Genomic DNA, 16,898 nt, shown 5'->3' on the forward strand with positions numbered 1-16,898 from the left:
TGCACTCAATGGAGCGATGTTCGATCATGACGCAAGACGTTTCCCCCAAGCCGCCCTCCGACGATCGTCCCGAGATCGAGCAGCTCGACGCGGCGCTCAGTCACGTCGATCAGCAGGTGTCGTCAGGCGGCATTGCGTCGGGCGCCGCGAAAGGCATTGTGTACAGTCTGATCGAAACGCTCGGCGCGCTGGTCGGCGATCCCGATCTGCCGGAGCACGCGCGTTCGGGTTACGAAGGACTGCTGGAGGCCGCGCGCGAGTTGCGCGCGAAGTTGGACCGCTGAATGGACCGCTGAATGGACCGCTGAACGCGCGGGTCCGCTCCGGCGCAGCCATCGTGCCGTCTGTTATACAAAAGCGCACTGTGTAACTCACCGTGCGCTTTTTTTCATGCTCTTTGAGGCTCACGCCCCGAGCGCCACCTCTTCACCGCTCGTCTGCGCCAGCAACTGGTGAATCTGCGCGACCACGGCCGCGCCTTCGCCGACCGCCGCGGCCACGCGTTTCGTCGACCCGGCACGCGCATCGCCGATCGCATAGACGCCTTCGACCGTGGTCCCGAGATCGCACGCGGTGGCCGAGCCATCCGCGCTGATGCCAGTCAGCACGAAGCCTTTCGCGTCGAGCTGCACGCCGCAGGTACGCAGCCATTCAGTGTTCGGGTCCGCGCCGGTGAACAGAAATAGATGCCGGGTGTCGAAGTGATCGACGCCGCCGGGCAGCGGCCGCTTCAGCGCGACCGACACGAGCCCGTCCTCATCGCCTTCGAGCCGGCCGACTTCCGAATTCGGATGCACGAACACGTTCGGCAGCGAGCGGATGCGGTCGATCAGATAGCGCGACATCGTCGCCTCGAAACCGCTGCGGCGGATCAGTACGTGAACCTTGGCCGCGTGCGTCGCCAGATAGACGATCGCCTGGCCGGCCGAATTGCCGCCGCCAACCAGCACGACCTCCTGGCGCTTGCACAGCTTCGCCTCGACCGGCGACGCCCAGTAGTAGACGCCACGTCCGTCGAAGCGCTCGAGCCCGTCGAGCGCCGGGCGCCGGTACACGGCGCCGCTCGCGATCACGATCGCCTGCGCGCTGATGTGGCCGCCGCATTTCAGCTCGAGCCGATACGGCGACTGCCCGCAATGCAGCGCTTTCACGTTGACTGGGATCGCAACGTGCGCGCCGAACTTCTGCGCCTGCACGAACGCGCGGCCGGCGAGCGCCTGGCCCGAGATGCCGGTCGGAAAGCCGAGGTAGTTTTCGATGCGCGAGCTCGCGCCCGCCTGGCCGCCCGGCGCGCGGCTGTCGAGCACGATCACCGAAAGTCCTTCGGAGGCCGCGTACACCGCGGCGGCAAGTCCCGCCGGCCCCGCGCCGACGATCGCGACGTCGTACACGTACGTGTCGTCGAGATCGGGCAGCATACCTAAGCGAGTGGCAAGCTCCGGCATGCTCGGATGACGCAGCACCGAGCCGTCCGGGCAGATCACGAGCGGCAGGTCCTCGCGCTGCGCGGCGAACTGCTCGATCAGACGCAGCGCGTCTTCGTCGCGTTCGTCGATCACGGAATGCGGATGGCCGTTGCGCGACAGGAAGCCTTGCAGCGTCACGAGCCGTGCGTCGCTGCTATTGCCGATCAGGATTGGCCCGCCCGCGCCCTTTTCGATCAGCGCCACGCGCCGCAGAATCAGCGCGCGCATGATGCGCTCGCCGAGTTCCGCTTCGGCGACGATCAGCGCGCGCAGGCGCTCGGGCGAAATCAGCAGCGCTTCGACGGGGCCGATCGCGAGGCCGTTCACCAGCGAAGGCTTGCCCGACAACTGCCCGACCTCGGCCAGGAAATGCCCGGCGCCGCGCTCGCTGATCACGTGCTCGCGGCCGATGCCGTCACGCTGATAGACCTTCACGCGCCCTTCGAGCAGCACGAACATGCCGGGGCCGGTGTGACCGGTCTCGAACAGCAGCTCGCCGGACTTCCAGTGACCGATCTCGCCGAAGCGGCGCAGCCGGTCGATCTCGGCGCAACTGAGCTCCGGAAACATCTGGTGCATGCGCGTCGATAGCGACGAAAACGGCGCGTCGGCGACGACCCCCTGCTGTCCTTCCACCTCTTGAGTCGAAACGTCCTGAGTCGAAAGCATCGAACCGCTCCTTCGATATTCATTGCACGATTGAACGCGAGGCAACGCGATGCGCGCTCGCGCGCCGGGACGAGCCGTGCCGCGCGCGTCAGGCGGACGCTGCCGCCGCTAATTCCAGCTAGACGGCTTTGGGCGCGATGTCGTCGACCGCGACTTCCGGCGGCGGCATCGCGGGCAGCGAGTCGACCGGCTTGCCCGAATCGCGCCAGGCTTCCATGCCGCCGCGCAGCGGCAGCACGTCGGAGAAGCCGGCTTCGTTGAGCTGCTTGGCCATCCATGCCGCGGAAATCTCGTTCGGGCAGGAGCAGTAGATCACGAGCTTCTGATCGTGCGCGTAGGTGGCGACGATGTCGTCGAGTTGCCGTTCATCGGCGAATTGCGCGCCGGGGATCACGAACGGATCGAGCTTGCGCTTCTCCTCCGAACGGATGTCGAACACGACCGGCGCCCGATCAGCCGCGAACAGCTTCGCGAGTTCGTCGACCTCGATGCGCGCGGACGCGAGCTTCGCGATCAACTGACGGCGCCGGATCCACCGGTACGCCGCGTACAGCACCAGCAACGCGACGACGACGAGCGCCGCGGTGCGCCCGAGCCGCCCGGCGATCGCGAACAGCATGTCGATCTGCCGCGCGAACAGCGCGCCGATGATTAGCCCGGTGCCGGACCACAGCGCGGCGCCGACGCCGTCATAGGTGAGGAAGGTGCGGTAGCGCGTGCCCATCGCACCGGCCATCGGGATCGACACGATCGACAGCCCCGGCACGAACTTCGCGACCGCGAGCACGCGCACGCCCCAGCGACCGAAGAAGCGCTCGGTCTTTTTCACGCAGGTGTCACGCGACAGCGACAGCCGGCAGATCGTCTTCAGCGTATTGCCGCCGTAGATGCGGCCCGCAACGTACCACGCGCTGTCGCCGATCAGCGTCGCGAAGATCGACAGCACGAGGACCGGCAGCAGTTGCGTGCCGACCGAGCCGGGGTGCATCGCGGCCATCGCGCCGAACAGCACGAGCGACGGCATGGCCGGCACCGGCAGCCCGAGCGCGGCGGCCAGCACGTTGAGGAAGACGAGCGCCGGTCCATATTGCGCGACGAGGTCATGTAGCATCGGTTTAACATCCGCGGCCCTTGCGGGCGCAGCGTGGTAAGGAATGCACAGGGGAATTCAACGATTATGGACGTATTTTCGAGACGTGCAACCGGCCCGTCATCTGGCTGCGATCGGGCCGGCATGCGTGGCCGCATGTCCCGAAGCACAAGCGTGGCAACCGCTTGTGACAAGTTGCTGAAGGCTGGGAAAGCGTGCTCGACGAGACGCGCGAAAGCGCTTGCAAAAAACCGTAGGAACGCGGGATTGATGGCGTGAGCGGAACAAACGGAAGCACGGCGACGCGCGCAGGCGCGCCCAATGCCAATAATCCCGCGCTGACGCGTCGAAGTGCGACGCAACCGGCGCGAGAGGCTGACGAGTCACGCGACGGTCACCCCCGCCGCGCGCCTGCTTCACTGACGATGATTGTGCTGCTCGCCCGGCAACTCGGCGCCATGCGCGCGGATCGCGGCGATCAGCTCCGCGGGCGTGATTTCGTAGCGCACTTCGCGATGTATGCCCGGCTTGCGCTCATCGACCTCGATCAGCAGGATGCCTTTGCCGTCTTCGGTCGATTCGAGGCGCAGCGAGCGAAGTTCGCGCGCCGTTGCGTCGTCGTATTCGGTGAGCAGGGCCATTGACCCGGAGGACCCGGTGATGCGCATCGAAGTTGTCCTTGTTGCGTTGGTGATGGAACCATTGTACGGGGCGGACGGCGTGCCGTCTGCCGCGTCCTCGTGCCGTGTTGCGTCTGCCTCTGTCTCGCCGGGGTTTTAGTCGAGTATGACGCTGCCGCTAGCGGATTCGCGGTTGCGGAGCGAGCAACCAGTTTAACGCGACTCCTCGTCGCGACGGATGCATTTTTCATGCCCCACCGTGGCGCGACGTGCGTTCGGATTTTGTCATGCGGGTGACGCGGGGGCGGGCTAGGAAGCGTTGGGCGCGCGCAAAAAAATAGCCCGTCCGGACAGGGACGGGCCGTTAAACGCCGTTGTTACTCGGGTCAGCCTGCCCTTGCAACATTGGGCGCTGACGACTCCATCCTGGTGCTTCGTTGGCGGGCTGTCGAGGTGGGGGTAATGCGGATCTATCAGATCAAAGTACTGTTTTCCGGTTCGGCGTTCACACGAGGCCGGTCGCGTAATACACCGCGATCACGAAGAACACCGCGAGCGTCTTGATCACGGTGACCGCGAAGATGTCGCGATACGACTGCCGGTGCGTGAGACCCGTCACGGCGAGCAGCGTGATCACCGCGCCGTTGTGCGGTAGCGTATCCATGCCGCCGCTCGCCATCGCGACCACGCGATGCAGTACTTCGAGCGGAATATGCGCGGCTTCCGCACCCTTGATGAACGTATCCGACATCGCGGCGAGCGCAATGCTCATACCGCCCGATGCCGAGCCCGTGATGCCCGCCAGCGTGCTCACCGACACCGCGGCGTTGACGAGCGGATTCGGGATGCTTTTCAGCGCATTGCTGACGACGAGAAAGCCCGGCAGCGCCGCGATCACACCGCCGAAGCCATATTCCGACGCGGTGTTGAGCGACGCCAGCAGCGCGCCCGCCACTGCCGCCTTGGTGCCCACCGCGAAGCGCTGGCTGACGCGACTGAACGCCGTCACGACGACCATCACGATGCCGAGCAGCAGCGCGCCCAGCACGGCCCAAATCCCCACGAGAGCCTTGACGCTCGTTTCGACCGGTGCATGCAGCCCCGGCAGGATGTCCGGGGTGACTGTGAAGGACGGGCCGTACCAGGTCGGAATCCAGCGCGTCAGCAGGAAGTTCGCGACGCCGACCATGACGAGCGGCGCCACCGCCAGCAGCGGATGCGGCAGCTGCTTCGACTCGACGCGCTCCGGCTCGTTGACGAGGTCGGTGCCGTAACCCTCGCCGGTCGCCATCGCGGCGCGGCGGCGCCATTCCAGATACGACAGACCGACCACGATGATGAACAGCGAGCCGAGCACGCCGAGCGTCGGCGCGGCCCACGAGGTGGTCTTGAAGAACGTCGTCGGGATGATGTTCTGGATCTGCGGCGTGCCGGGCAGCGAGTCCATCGTGAACGAGAACGCGCCGAGCGCGATCGCGCCGGGCATCAGCCGCTTCGGAATGTTGCTCTGGCGATACAGTTCGGCCGCGAACGGATAGACCGCGAACACGACGACGAACAGCGACACGCCGCCGTAGGTGAGCAGCGCGCACACCGCGACGATCACCGCGTTCGCGCGCGAGCGGCCGATATAGCGGATCGCGGCCGCGACGATGGACTCCGAGAAGCCCGACAGCTCGATCACCTTGCCGAATACGGCGCCGAGCAGAAACACCGGGAAGTACAGCTTTACGAAGCCGACCATCTTGTCCATGAAGATGCTCGTGAAGACCGGCGCGACGGCGGCGGGCTCGGTGAGCAGGACGGCGGCGAGCGCCGCGATGGGCGCGAACAGGATCACGCTGTAGCCGCGATACGCAGCAAACATCAGAAACGCCAGCGCGGCGATAACGATGAGAAAGGTCATTGAGTCTCCATAGCCTGTTTGTTCTACATGTTTGCCGTCCTGATCAAGCGACGGCGCGGCGCGGTCGGAATGCAGGTTCCATGCCATGCCTGCCGTTTTGCTGCCGGCGCGCCGTGGCGCATGGCGCGCCCGCGCAGGGGCGGGCCGAGGCATCGTTGGCGGATTGTACCCAAGCGTCTCCGAAACGGGACTTCTACCCGGTGAAGATCACCTGAAACCAGGGTAAGTCATGATGCATAAGGCCTGTCGTGTGTCTCATTTTGGAGATAAATTCGTCCACAGTTTGAGATCGATGCCATCAAAAACGATAAGCGGAGACAACGACAGCATGATGACCGACTGGACGGGCCTGCCCGCCACCTATGACGACGTGCTTCGTCGGGCGATGGATTCGCTGTTTCGCACGTTCGAAAACTTCAGCGAAGGCACCTTCATCGTCGATGGGCAGGCGCGCGTCGTCTGGATCAACAAGCGGTATGCGGCGCGCTTCGGCTTTGCCGACCCGCAGCAGGCGATCGGCCGCGATTGCGAAGCGGTGATTCCAAACAGTCTGATGCGCGAGGTCGTCAACACCGGCAAGCCGATCCTGCTCGACATCATGGAGACCGATCGCGAGCCGCTCGTCGTCACGCGCCTGCCGCTCAAGGACGATGCCGGCGTGACGATCGGTGCGGTCGGCTTCGCGCTGTTCGACGAGCTGAAAGCGCTGTCGCCCCTCTTTTCGCAGTACTCGCGGTTGCAGCAGGAGCTGATCGCGACGCGCCAGTCGCTTGCGCAGGCGCGCCGCGCGCGCTATACGTTCGGCAGCTTCGTCGGCACGAGCGCGGTGTCGCTCGAAGTGAAGCGCCAGGCGCGGCGCGCGGCGCAACTCGAAGCGCCGGTGCTGCTGCTGGGTGAAACCGGCACCGGCAAGGAGCTGCTCGCGCATGCGATTCACGGCGGCTCGGCGCGCGCGCACAAGCCGCTCGTCAGCGTCAACGTCGCGGCGATTCCCGACACGCTGCTCGAAGTCGAGTTCTTCGGCGCCGCACCCGGCGCGTACACCGGCGCGGATCGCAAGGGGCGGGTCGGGAAGTTCGAGCTCGCCAACGGCGGCACGCTGTTTCTCGACGAGATCGGCGACATGCCGCTGCCGTTGCAGGGCAAGCTGCTGCGCGTGCTGCAGGACAAGGAATTCGAGCCGCTCGGCTCGAATCGGATCGTGCGCGCGGATGTGCGGATCATCGCGGCGACATCGGCCGATTTGCCAGCGCTCGTCGCGGCCGGGCGTTTTCGCGCGGATCTGTTCTACCGGCTCAACGTGCTGACGATCCATGCGCCGGCGCTGCGCGAGCGTCCGTCCGACATCGAGGCGCTTGCCTACGCGATGCTCGAGGATCTGGCCGCGCAGGCAGGCGGCGGCAGCCACTTCGAATTGCACGACGACGCGTTGCGCCTGCTGTGCGCGTACGACTGGCCCGGCAACGTGCGCGAACTGCGCAACACCTTGGAGCGCGCCGTGATGCTGTCCGACAGCGAGCGCATCGACGCGCGTGTGCTCGCGCCGTTCATCGGCTCGGGGCAGGGCGGCGCGGTGGCACCGGCGCGGACCCCGTCTGTCGCGGCCACCAGCGCGGACGTGGCCGCCACCGCCGAACCCACCGCGTGGAGCGACGCGATGGCCGCGTTCGAAAAGCGCTTTCTCTGCGACGCGTTGCGCGCGAACGGCGGCCGCGTCATTGACACTGCGAAACAGATCGGCATGGGCCGCGCGACGCTGTACAAGAAGATCGCCGCGCACGGCATCGACGTTTGACTCGCCGCGCCCGTCCAGCCGCGCCGCGCCAGCTGACGCAGCACGAGAGCAGCGTGGCACAATCGCGAGATCGAAAAACAAGACGCGACCGGGGTCTCCATGAAATGCATTTCCTTCTTCGCGCGCCGCTCGAGCGGCATACTGGCCGTCGCCGCGATCGTCGCGCTTGGCGGTTGCAGCAGCAGTGCGCCGCTGTTCCTGCCGGACGGCCGTGCGACCACGCTCGTGCAATGCCCGGTCGGTTCCGACTCGTGCTCGCAACAGGCGGCCGCCAGTTGCAATGGCGCGTTCGACGTCGTGCGCCAGTCGAGCGAGGGCGGCACGTTGAGCCTGATCTACGCCTGCCGCGCGACCGCGAAGTAAGCACCTGATGCCGTGCCGGCGCAATGCCGGCGCGCGCGGCTGGCCGATCCGTTGGCGGCCTTCGGTTTTTTTCACCCGTTCCCGGTTATTCCCTGCCGATTCCCGATACGCTCGCTGACCACGCTCGTGTCATTCCGGTCACCACATGGCCGTCATAAATTCATGCGCCTAATGTGTGCCCGATAAGCGGTTAGCATGCGAATTGGGATAAGTAAGTCGCATGCGGCATTTTTACAACGTTGAGTCACCGCGCAGCGATTATCCTTTGCGCCCGGGCCACGATTTATCTTTACCTTCGGGGCGTCGAACGAAGTCAGTGCGCCAGGCAACGGAACGTGAAATTTGACAGCAGTATCCTTTTTTAAACCGTTGGGGATTTAACCCCGGCGCGCAGAAATTGCCGGTTTTTTTCCGACATAGGAGAAGTTCAGGAAGGTTTTTCGCTACTGGCGGGCATTACATTGGCCGCGCGGGCCAACGCGGCTTCATGCTTTCGATTTTTTTGCTTCAATACTAATTCAATAAAATCCGGGGAAAGCAATGAATCACCAGCAACTCGAAAAAGACATCGAGCATCTCGAGCACATAATTTCCCATATTTCCGCAGAAGACCGCATTCCTTTGTCTTACTGGCGTAACCGCCTTCAGCACGTTTCCGGCGCGGTTCTCGTGCCGGCGCAGGCAACCCGCGTCAAACGCCTCGATGCCGCGCTTTGCGCGTTGGAAAAACGGCAGAAAGCCTAATGTCGTCATTGTGTCCGCCAATCGGGATCGGCAGTTAGGAAAGCCGTCGTGTGCGCTTTCGCCGGAAAGGTTTTATCTTTCGGTTTGATCGCCCAAAGCGATCAGGGCGCGCGCACGTTTTCTTTTACCGACACAGGGTGAACATGCAGATAGCAGGACTTGCCGCGACCCGGCTCGCGACGCTGACCAACGCGATGCAGGGCTATGTGGAGCGGGGCGAAGTGGCGGGGGTGGTGTCGCTCGTATGGCGGCGCGGCGAAATCGGCTACTTCGAACCGGCGGGCCTACGCGACGAAGCCGCGCAATTGCCGATGGAGCGCGACACGCTGTTTCGCATCGCGTCGATGACGAAGCCGGTGACGAGCGCCGCGATCATGATGCTGATCGAGGAAGACCGCCTCGCGCTCGATGCGCCCATCTCGCGGTGGCTGCCCGAGCTTGCGGCGCCGCGCGTGCTGCGTGACCCGACCGGCCCGCTCGACCAGACCGATCCGGTACGCGCGCCGATTACGGTGCTCGACCTGCTCACGCATCGCGCGGGCTTCGCGTATGACTTCACGGCGTCGGGTCCGCTCGCCGAAGCCTACGCAGCCGCGTTCAACGGCTTCGAGGCGAGCGGCGGCAACAGCGCGTGCCTTGCGCGCATCGCCGCGTTGCCGCTGATGTTCCAGCCCGGCTCGCGCTGGCACTACGGCGTGGCGACCGACGTGCTCGGCGTGCTGATAGAACGCGTGAGCGGCATGACTCTTGGGGAGTTTTTCCGCACGCGCATTTTCGCGCCTCTCGGCATGCGCGACACCGCGTTCTGGGTGCCCGACGCACAGCTTGCGCGCCTCGCCACCGCATATAACATCGATCCCGGCACGCGGCGACGTGTGGTCGAGGATCATGCGGCGGCGAGCCGCTGGGCCAATCCGCAACGCTTTCAGAGCGGCGGCGGCGGGTTGGTCTCGACCGCCGAGGATTATCTGCAATTCGCGCAACTGCTGCTCGGGCGCGGCCGCGTCGGCGACACACGGCTGCTGTCGCATCGCTCGGTCGACCTGATGCGCAGCAATTTCCTGAGCCGCGAGCAGCGCCGCCTGCCTGCCTTCGGTCACGTGATCTGGGCGGGGCAAGGCTTCGGCCTCGGCCTGTCGATCGTCGATGATCCGGCGCAGCAATTGCCGCTCGGCTACCGCTCGCTCGGCTCGTTCGGTTGGCCCGGCGCGTACGGCACGAGCTGGTTCGCCGATCCGGTCGAGAACATGATCGGCCTGATGCTGATCCAGCGCCGCTCGATCGACCCCTTCCCGATGGCTGTCGACTTCGAACGCCGCGTCTACGATGCGATCGACGATTGAGCGCGGCCGCCGCGCCTGCGCTCGGCCGCGCGATTCACTATCCTGTGATTTATTCGTCTGATAGTGTCCGTCGACCATTCATCGCGATTCATCGTAGTGCGTCCAACCGAGGGGGAACACCGGCATGGCCTCTTACAAACAGCTGACTGCGCAACTCGAAAAACTCCACAAGGAAGTCGCAGCCGCGCGCGAAAAAGAAGTCTCGCAAGCTATCGCCGATATCAAGCAGAAGATTGCCGAATACGACCTGACCGCCGAAGAACTCGGTTTGACGAGCGCCTCGCCGAAGCCGCGCCGCAAGTCGTCGACGACGTCGGTCGCCAAGTACCGCAATCCGAAGACCGGCGAAACCTGGAGCGGCCGTGGGCGCTCGCCGGCCTGGCTCGTCGGGAAAAATCGCGAGCGGTTTCTGATCGAAGGTTGAGCTTCGTCGTGGACGCCGATGCGTCCGGGTTCTCTGAAGTGATGCGTGGTTTGCTCCGTATCGCACCGTTGCAAAGGTCCCGAAAACGCTCACCTTTGCGTGACGCCTGACCGTACACAGCGATATTCACCGAACATTCGAACCTCGCGGGATGCTTCGGTGAGCCAGGCTTTGTCGCGCGACGCACCTCCGCGGGTGCGAATCGCCATCGTGCCGCCCCGCCCCGCGCCGTTCGTCGCAAACCCGCGATAGCCTTTGCTGGCGGGCGTTTCCAGGCGTCGAGCCGGAACCTGTTCATAGCGGTGCGAAGCTTTATCGCCGTTTTCCCGCGCATCGTGTTGGTGGCGCCCGGGCCCTGACAGGTGCGTGCATGCGCTTCGCGATCCTCACCTTTGACCGCAAATCGATATTCGCCGCCGCAAGTCCCGAAAACGCTCACCTTTGCCAGAAGCATGCGCGGCGCGCCGACGCTCGCGCCGTCGCCCCGTCCGGCGCCCGGGCCCTTTCCCCCGGCCGTCGCGCCGGACGTGTATCATTCGCACCTTGCGCCGTTTCTGCGCCAGCGATTCCCGCATTGTCGAACGCTGGGTCGTGACCCGTTCGCCACCCGTTTTCGGACGCGGCGCGAGCGCCGGCCGATCCGGGCCCGCGCCCGATTCTCGCAGCTCGACGCCGCCGCGCCACGCGCGGCATACCGGCCGCCCACGGCCGCCGGGAACCGCCTGAACCCCTTTCCGTGACCGCCAGACCCGATGTCAGTCTCCGAACTCAAACGCCGCCGCACGTTCGCGGTCATTTCCCACCCGGACGCGGGTAAAACCACGCTCACCGAAAAACTGCTGCTGTTCTCGGGCGCGATCCAGATCGCCGGCACCGTGAAGGGCCGCAAGAGCAACCGCTACGCGACGTCCGACTGGATGGAAATCGAAAAGCAACGCGGCATTTCGGTCGCGAGCTCGGTGATGCAGTTCGAGTACGGCGATTGCGTGATCAACCTGCTCGACACGCCGGGCCACGAAGACTTCTCCGAGGACACCTACCGTGTGCTGACCGCGGTCGACGCCGCCGTGATGGTGATCGACGGCGCGAACGGCGTCGAAGCGCAGACGCTGAAGCTGCTGGAAGTCTGCCGCAGCCGCAAGACGCCGATCGTCACGTTCATCAACAAGCTCGACCGCGAAGTGCGCGAGCCGCTCGAACTGCTCGACGAGATCGAGCAGCACCTCGGCGTGGCAGCGGTGCCTTTCACATGGCCGATCGGCATGGGCAAGGATTTCCAGGGCGTCTACGACGTCCAGCGCGATCAGGTGCGCGTGTTCCGCGCCGGTCAGGACACGGCCGGCGGCGCGGTCGAAACGCTGCAGGCACTGAGCAACGAGGAAGGCGAGCGCCGTTTCGGCCACGCGTGGGTGCGTGCGAAGGAAGAAATCGATCTGATCACCGGCGCGACGCCCGAGTTCGACCGTGAGCAGTTCCTCGCCGGCCAGCAGTCGCCGGTGCTGTTCGGTTCGGCGATCAACAACTTCGGCGTGAAGGAGATTCTCGACGCGCTGGTCGACCTCGCGCCGCCGCCGTCAATGCGAATGACCGTGCAGCGTCCGGTGCAGCCGGAAGAGTCGAAGTTCACCGGCGTCGTGTTCAAGGTGCAGGCGAACATGGACCTCGCGCACCGCGACCGCGTCGCGTTCATCCGCGTGTGCTCGGGACGTTTCGAGCGCGGCATGGCGGTGAAGGTCACGCGCTCGAACAAGACGTTCCGCGCGAACAACGTGGTCACGTTCCTGTCGCAGCGTCGCGAGACGGTGAGCGAGGCGTATCCGGGCGACATCATCGGTATTCCGAACCATGGCACGCTGAGTCTCGGCGATACGCTGACCGAAGGCGAGCAGCTGCAGTTCGTCGGCCTGCCGTTCTTCGCACCGGAAATTTTTCAGACCGTCGAAGTGGTCGATCCGATGCGCGCCAAGCAGCTCGGCGAAGCGCTGAGGCAGCTCGGCGAGGAAGGCGCGATCCAGGTGTTCCGTCCCGAAGCGGGCGGTCTGATGATTCTCGGCGCGGTCGGGCAGCTGCAGTTCGAAGTGGTGTCGCACCGTCTGTCGACGGAATACAAGGTCGACGTGCGCATGGCGCCGGCGCGTTACCGCCTGTCGCGCTGGGTGACCTGCGACGATCCGGGCGAGCTGCGCCGCTTCACCGACTCGTACTCGGCGCGAATCGCGCTCGATGCGTCCGATGCGCCGACCTATCTGGCCTCGCACGTGTCGGAGATCGAAGTCGCGCAGAAGGCGTGGCCGAAGATCGTGTTCAACGAGTTGCGCGAGCACTCGGGGGCGCCGTTCAGAAAGGCGATGTAAAACCGCGAGTCCGCTGGTTTCGAAGCAAAAAAGCCGCGTCGTTCGACGCGGCTTTTTACTTTTCCGCCGCAACAACGTCCCGCGCCAGCGCGCGACTTCGCCTATGCTGACGGAACCACCCGCCCCGCCGCGAAGCCGGCTCCAATTCCTGTCCAACCGCATGGAGCGCCCGTGACCGTTCGCAACCTCGACGCCTTGTTTCGCCCGAAATCCGTCGCCGTGATCGGCGCGTCCGAGCGGCCGGGCAGCACCGGCGCGATGGTCTGGGCGCGTGTGCTGGAAGGCGGCTTCGACGGCCCGCTGTGGCCGGTCAATCCGAAGCACGCGACGCTCGGCGTCCACCCGGTGATTCCCGACGTCGGCGATCTGCCGCAGGCGCCCACCGTCGCGGTGATCTGCACGCCGCCCGCGACGTGGCCCTCGTTGATCCATAAGCTCGGTGGCATGGGCACGCGCGCCGTAATCATCGTTGGCGAGGTGCGCAGCGATGAAGACCGGCTCGAGCTGCGGCACGCGCTGTCGGCGGCGCGGCCGCATCTGTTGCGCATCGTCGGACCCGGCAGTCTCGGCGTGGTCTCGCCGGCGCTCGGCGCGCATCTGGGCGCACCGTCGTGCACGGTCAAGGCGGGCGGCGTCGCGTGGGTGTCGCAGTCGAATGCGCTGACCAACGCAGTGCTCGGCTGGGCACGAGCGCGCGGGCTCGGTTTTTCGCACGCGGTGGCGCTCGGAGCGGAGGCCGACGTCGATGCCGGCGACGTGCTCGATTACCTTGCGAGCGACCCCGGCACCCGCGCGATCCTGCTCGAACTCGACAGCGTGCGGGCGGCGCGCAAGTTCATGTCGGCCGCGCGCGCGGCGGCGCGCAACAAGCCGGTGCTCGCACTGCGCTCCGGCCGCGACGATCCCGCGGACGGTCTCTACACAGCGGCGTTCCGGCGCGCGGGCCTCGTGCGCGTCGACGCGCTCGACGATCTGCTCGACGAAATCGAAACGCTCGGCGTCGGCCGCGTGGCGGCGGGCGCCACCGCCACGCTGATCACTAGCGACCGCGGTCTCGCGACGCTCGCGCGCGACGCGTTCACCGCCGCCGGTGGCCTGCTCGCGCCGTGGCCGGCCGCGGCGTCGGACGCGCTGCGCGAGGCGTTGCCGCTCGCGGTCGGCGGCAATCCGTTGCTGCTCGGCGACGGCGCGCGTCCTGAACACTTCGGCACCGCGCTGAAGCTGCTCGGCGAGTATCGCGAGACCGGCACCGCCGTCGTGGTGCACGCGTCGACGCATGGCGCGCCCGTCGACGATGTCGCGCAGGCGCTGATCGAGCATCAGCGCTTTGCGTATCGCGGGCTGCTCGCGTGCTTTTTCGGCGGTGTCGATGCGGCAAGGCGCGACGCGCTGCATGCGCAGGGCATCCCGGTGCACACGACGCCGCAGCGGCTCGCGCGCGCCTTCGCCCGTCTGGTCGATTACCGGCTGGGCCGCGAACTGCTGATGCAAACGCCGGAAGGCCTGCCTGCGCAGATTCCCGAGTCGATCGACGCCGCCCAGGCGCAGGCTCGCGAAGCGTTGGCGGCGGGCGCGAGCGAGCTTGCCGGGGCGGCGGCGGCGCGGTTTCTATCGCGGTTCGGGTTGCGGGTGGAGGGCGCGCAAGGAGGGGGCGCCCACGCGTCGGGCGCCGATGCACCGAGCGCCGATGCCGACGGCGCCGTAAAGCCCATCGTCGACGTCGCCGTCGAACTGCACGACGACGACAACTTCGGCCCCGTGTTCCGCTTCGCCGCGCCGCCGATCGACGGCGTTTCCAGCGGGTTGCACGTGTACGGCCTGCCGCCGCTCAATCCGATGCTCGCGCGCGACATCGTCACGCGTTCGCACTACGCGAGGCTGGTCGCGCCGGAGCCGACGCTCGCGGCGTTGACGGCGGTGTCGCAAGCGGTTTGCGACGTGCGCGTGATCGTCGGCCTGTCGTTGAAGCTCAGGGTCTACCGGGACCGGGTGACGGTGGTCGATCCCGTGTTGCGGGTCGGCGCGCAGCGCAGCCGTCTCGCGATCGTGCCGTATCCGCGCCGCTTCGAGGAAACGATCGACTGGCAGGGGATGCGTGTAACGGTGCGGCCGATTCGCCCCGAAGACGAAAACGCGCATCGCGAGTTCGTGCAGGCGATGACGCCGGAAGATTTGCGGCTGCGTTTTTTCGCTTCGGTCGGCGCGTTCGACCACTCGCAACTCGCGCGCATGACGCAGATCGACTACGACCGGGAAATGGCGCTGATCGCGACGGTCGACAACGAAGACGGCGTCGCGCAGACGCTCGGCGTGGTGCGCGCGGTGGCCGATCCCGACAACGAGACGGCCGAATTCGCGGTGACCGTGCGCTCGGATCAGAAAGGGCGGCGCCTCGGCCAGTTGCTGATGCAGCGGATCATCGCGTACGCGCGGGCGCGCGACACGCACTGGCTGATCGGTGAAGCGTTGCGCGAGAACGCCGCGATGATCGCGCTCGCGAAGGCCAGCGGCTTCACGATCACGCGGACCGATGACCCCGGTGTGGTCGGCTTCCGGATGGCGCTCGACGAAACGGCGGGGGCGGACCCGAAGTCCGCCGCGCAGAAGCAGCCGGCGCGTTGAGCTGCTGACGTCGCGAGCCGCTCAACGCATGGCTTCACCGCCTCACGCCGCCAGCTTCTGAGCCGCCTCATCGACCTGCGCGCGCGTGACCGACAGCTCGTCGAGCCATGCCTGCGCATACACGGCGCCGGTTTCGCGTTCGAGCCGCGCGATCGTCGCGGCGCAGCGGTTCGCGTCCTTCAGCGTCGAAATGAACGCTTTCACCGACTCACCGCCCTTGAACGCGTCGAACAGCGGCACGCGAATTTCGTCGGGCAGTGCACGGGTGGTCCATTGGTACGGCTTGCCGTTGAACGTCAGCGACGGCGGCAGCACGCGCTCCTTGCGCGCGGCCGGAATCAGGCCGTAGGTGCGCGCCGCTTCGCCGATCTGCTCGGGCGAAAACAGCTCGTCGGGCGTGATGTGGAACTGCTGGATGAAGGTCTCGATGCTTCGCATCGCGGCGGCGCGGTCGTCGCGGCGCTTCTGCGCGTGGGCGACGATGTCGCGCAGTTCGTCGGCTTCTTCGGCGGAGATCGTGAAGCTCGACTGCTTCTGCTGGAGTTCGGAAAAACGCTGGAATTCGGAATCGGTCAGAAGTTTGGCCATTGCTCAATCGATGCGCGCGCATGAGCCCGTCATGCGGCGTTATTTTGGAAGGGCCGCCATTCTAAACCATGTGCGCGTGCGCGCTTACCGATCACGCCGCCTGCTCGCGGAACATCGACAGCGCCTGCACCGTGTCGCGCAGCAGCGTGGTGGCCGCTTCGAGCGTCGGCGCGACGTATTCGTCGATCCGCCGCAGATATGGGCAGGTCAGCACCGCGATCGCCTGTCCCGACGGCGCGAGTATCGGGAACGTCAAGTCGGTGACGCCGAAGGTCTGCTGGCTGTCCTTCTGCCAGAAGCCCGCTGCGCGGATGCGCTCGCAGGCCTCCTCCAGCGCGTCGCGATCGAGCGTCACTTCGCCCTTCACCTTCGTGTGCTCCGCCAGCATCTGCCGGCGCTGCTCGACGCTCTGGAACGCGAGCATCACGCGCCCCGAACCGGTATCGATCAGGCCGACCCGCGAACCGAGCCGCACTGACATGCCCCATGTGCCCGGTCCGTCGACTTGCGCAATCACCAGCAGGTTGCCGCGGTCGTAGACGACGAGGTGGCAAGACTGCTCGGCCGCGTCGGCGAAACGCTGCATCAGCGGCAGCGCTTCTGCGATCAGCCGGTTCATTGGCGGATGACGGTGCGCGAGCGCGAACAGCTTCAGGCTCAGCGAGTAGCGGTCGCCAGCCGCCGAGCGCACCACATATTGGCGCGCGACGAGGCGTTCGAGCATCCGGTACATCTCGCTCGCGTTGCGGCCCAGCTGGCGCGTGATTTCGGCGCGCGTGAGTCCTTCCTTCTGCTCGGACAGTAGCTCGAGAATGTCGAGGCCTTTATCCAGCGCGGGGGCGCGATAGCGGTCGTCGTCCTTGTCTTCGGCGTCCATCGTGAGGGTCGGAGAATTCGGGCTGGAGTTCTTATTA

At 66.0% G+C, this 16,898-nt stretch carries 14 protein-coding genes; 8 read left to right on the plus strand and 6 right to left on the minus strand.

The features are described 5' to 3' along the window. Positions 1 to 26 precede the first annotated feature (26 nt). Positions 27 to 284: a hypothetical protein gene (locus tag OKW45_RS13810; RefSeq protein ID WP_018424067.1), complete on the plus strand. Its 258-nt coding sequence runs from the start codon at positions 27 to 29 to the stop codon at positions 282 to 284. Positions 285 to 404: 120 nt separating this feature from the next. Here the strand turns inward: OKW45_RS13810 and OKW45_RS13815 are convergent, their stop codons facing one another. From OKW45_RS13815 to OKW45_RS13830, 4 genes are all read right to left on the minus strand, one after another. After that, positions 405 to 2,135 carry an FAD-dependent oxidoreductase gene (locus OKW45_RS13815; protein ID WP_429468885.1) on the minus strand — a complete coding sequence of 577 codons (1,731 nt, stop codon included), beginning with the start codon at positions 2,133 to 2,135 and terminating at the stop codon, positions 405 to 407. Between the two features lie 118 nt (positions 2,136 to 2,253). Continuing rightward, positions 2,254 to 3,246, minus strand: coding sequence for a DedA family protein/thiosulfate sulfurtransferase GlpE (locus OKW45_RS13820; RefSeq protein WP_429468887.1), 993 nt, complete (start codon positions 3,244 to 3,246; stop codon positions 2,254 to 2,256). A 395-nt stretch (positions 3,247 to 3,641) separates the two neighbouring features. Beyond that, on the minus strand, positions 3,642 to 3,893 hold the full coding sequence (locus tag OKW45_RS13825; RefSeq protein ID WP_008921056.1) for a hypothetical protein: 252 nt from the start codon (positions 3,891 to 3,893) through the stop codon (positions 3,642 to 3,644). A gap of 457 nt (positions 3,894 to 4,350) precedes the next feature. Then, on the minus strand, positions 4,351 to 5,751 hold the full coding sequence (locus tag OKW45_RS13830) for a GntP family permease (RefSeq protein WP_018424071.1): 1,401 nt from the start codon (positions 5,749 to 5,751) through the stop codon (positions 4,351 to 4,353). 328 nt (positions 5,752 to 6,079) lie between these two features. Here OKW45_RS13830 and OKW45_RS13835 point away from each other — a divergent pair, with 328 nt between their 5' ends. The 7 genes from OKW45_RS13835 (at position 6,080) to OKW45_RS13865 (ending at position 15,396) form a co-directional block, all read left to right on the plus strand. Next, positions 6,080 to 7,546: a sigma-54 interaction domain-containing protein gene (locus OKW45_RS13835; protein WP_018424072.1), complete on the plus strand. Its 1,467-nt coding sequence runs from the start codon at positions 6,080 to 6,082 to the stop codon at positions 7,544 to 7,546. 99 nt (positions 7,547 to 7,645) lie between these two features. Further along, on the plus strand, positions 7,646 to 7,909 hold the full coding sequence (locus tag OKW45_RS13840; protein ID WP_429468890.1) for a hypothetical protein: 264 nt from the start codon (positions 7,646 to 7,648) through the stop codon (positions 7,907 to 7,909). 540 nt (positions 7,910 to 8,449) lie between these two features. Continuing rightward, positions 8,450 to 8,653 (plus strand): hypothetical protein, encoded by a 204-nt coding sequence (locus OKW45_RS13845; protein WP_084754379.1) that lies wholly within the window; start codon positions 8,450 to 8,452, stop codon positions 8,651 to 8,653. A gap of 143 nt (positions 8,654 to 8,796) precedes the next feature. Further along, a complete protein-coding gene (locus tag OKW45_RS13850) occupies positions 8,797 to 9,996 on the plus strand; it encodes a serine hydrolase domain-containing protein (RefSeq protein WP_429469397.1) in 1,200 nt (399 codons plus the stop codon). 124 nt (positions 9,997 to 10,120) lie between these two features. After that, positions 10,121 to 10,420 (plus strand): H-NS histone family protein, encoded by a 300-nt coding sequence (locus tag OKW45_RS13855; RefSeq protein WP_018424077.1) that lies wholly within the window; start codon positions 10,121 to 10,123, stop codon positions 10,418 to 10,420. Positions 10,421 to 11,172: 752 nt separating this feature from the next. Next, positions 11,173 to 12,774 carry a peptide chain release factor 3 gene (locus tag OKW45_RS13860; protein ID WP_429468891.1) on the plus strand — a complete coding sequence of 534 codons (1,602 nt, stop codon included), beginning with the start codon at positions 11,173 to 11,175 and terminating at the stop codon, positions 12,772 to 12,774. A gap of 171 nt (positions 12,775 to 12,945) precedes the next feature. Next, on the plus strand, positions 12,946 to 15,396 hold the full coding sequence (locus OKW45_RS13865; RefSeq protein ID WP_429468894.1) for a bifunctional acetate--CoA ligase family protein/GNAT family N-acetyltransferase: 2,451 nt from the start codon (positions 12,946 to 12,948) through the stop codon (positions 15,394 to 15,396). Between the two features lie 42 nt (positions 15,397 to 15,438). Here OKW45_RS13865 and OKW45_RS13870 read toward each other — a convergent pair whose 3' ends face one another. Together OKW45_RS13870 and OKW45_RS13875 are read right to left on the minus strand one after the other, a co-directional pair. Beyond that, complete coding sequence (locus tag OKW45_RS13870; RefSeq protein WP_429468897.1) at positions 15,439 to 15,984, minus strand: hypothetical protein; 546 nt, start codon at positions 15,982 to 15,984, stop codon at positions 15,439 to 15,441. A 91-nt stretch (positions 15,985 to 16,075) separates the two neighbouring features. Then, entirely contained in the window at positions 16,076 to 16,861 is a 786-nt protein-coding gene (locus OKW45_RS13875; RefSeq protein ID WP_018424081.1) for an IclR family transcriptional regulator, read from the minus strand. Positions 16,862 to 16,898 lie beyond the last annotated feature (37 nt).

This window comes from Paraburkholderia lebeckiae, from assembly GCF_050436225.1.
Taxonomy (GTDB): Bacteria; Pseudomonadota; Gammaproteobacteria; order Burkholderiales; family Burkholderiaceae; genus Paraburkholderia; species Paraburkholderia tuberum.

What these genes read in the sequence shown, in the direction of transcription:
- OKW45_RS13820 (WP_429468887.1), bottom strand. Translation starts at nt 3,246, where the DNA reads ATGCTACATGACCTCGTCGCGCAATATGGACCGGCGCTCGTCTTCCTC.
- OKW45_RS13815 (WP_429468885.1), bottom strand. Translation starts at nt 2,135, where the DNA reads ATGCTTTCGACTCAGGACGTTTCGACTCAAGAGGTGGAAGGACAGCAG.
- OKW45_RS13835 (WP_018424072.1), top strand. Translation starts at nt 6,080, where the DNA reads ATGATGACCGACTGGACGGGCCTGCCCGCCACCTATGACGACGTGCTT.
- OKW45_RS13860 (WP_429468891.1), top strand. Translation starts at nt 11,173, where the DNA reads ATGTCAGTCTCCGAACTCAAACGCCGCCGCACGTTCGCGGTCATTTCC.
- OKW45_RS13810 (WP_018424067.1), top strand. Translation starts at nt 27, where the DNA reads ATGACGCAAGACGTTTCCCCCAAGCCGCCCTCCGACGATCGTCCCGAG.
- OKW45_RS13830 (WP_018424071.1), bottom strand. Translation starts at nt 5,751, where the DNA reads ATGACCTTTCTCATCGTTATCGCCGCGCTGGCGTTTCTGATGTTTGCT.
- OKW45_RS13840 (WP_429468890.1), top strand. Translation starts at nt 7,646, where the DNA reads ATGAAATGCATTTCCTTCTTCGCGCGCCGCTCGAGCGGCATACTGGCC.
- OKW45_RS13870 (WP_429468897.1), bottom strand. Translation starts at nt 15,984, where the DNA reads ATGGCCAAACTTCTGACCGATTCCGAATTCCAGCGTTTTTCCGAACTC.
- OKW45_RS13845 (WP_084754379.1), top strand. Translation starts at nt 8,450, where the DNA reads ATGAATCACCAGCAACTCGAAAAAGACATCGAGCATCTCGAGCACATA.
- OKW45_RS13855 (WP_018424077.1), top strand. Translation starts at nt 10,121, where the DNA reads ATGGCCTCTTACAAACAGCTGACTGCGCAACTCGAAAAACTCCACAAG.
- OKW45_RS13850 (WP_429469397.1), top strand. Translation starts at nt 8,797, where the DNA reads ATGCAGATAGCAGGACTTGCCGCGACCCGGCTCGCGACGCTGACCAAC.
- OKW45_RS13825 (WP_008921056.1), bottom strand. Translation starts at nt 3,893, where the DNA reads ATGCGCATCACCGGGTCCTCCGGGTCAATGGCCCTGCTCACCGAATAC.
- OKW45_RS13875 (WP_018424081.1), bottom strand. Translation starts at nt 16,861, where the DNA reads ATGGACGCCGAAGACAAGGACGACGACCGCTATCGCGCCCCCGCGCTG.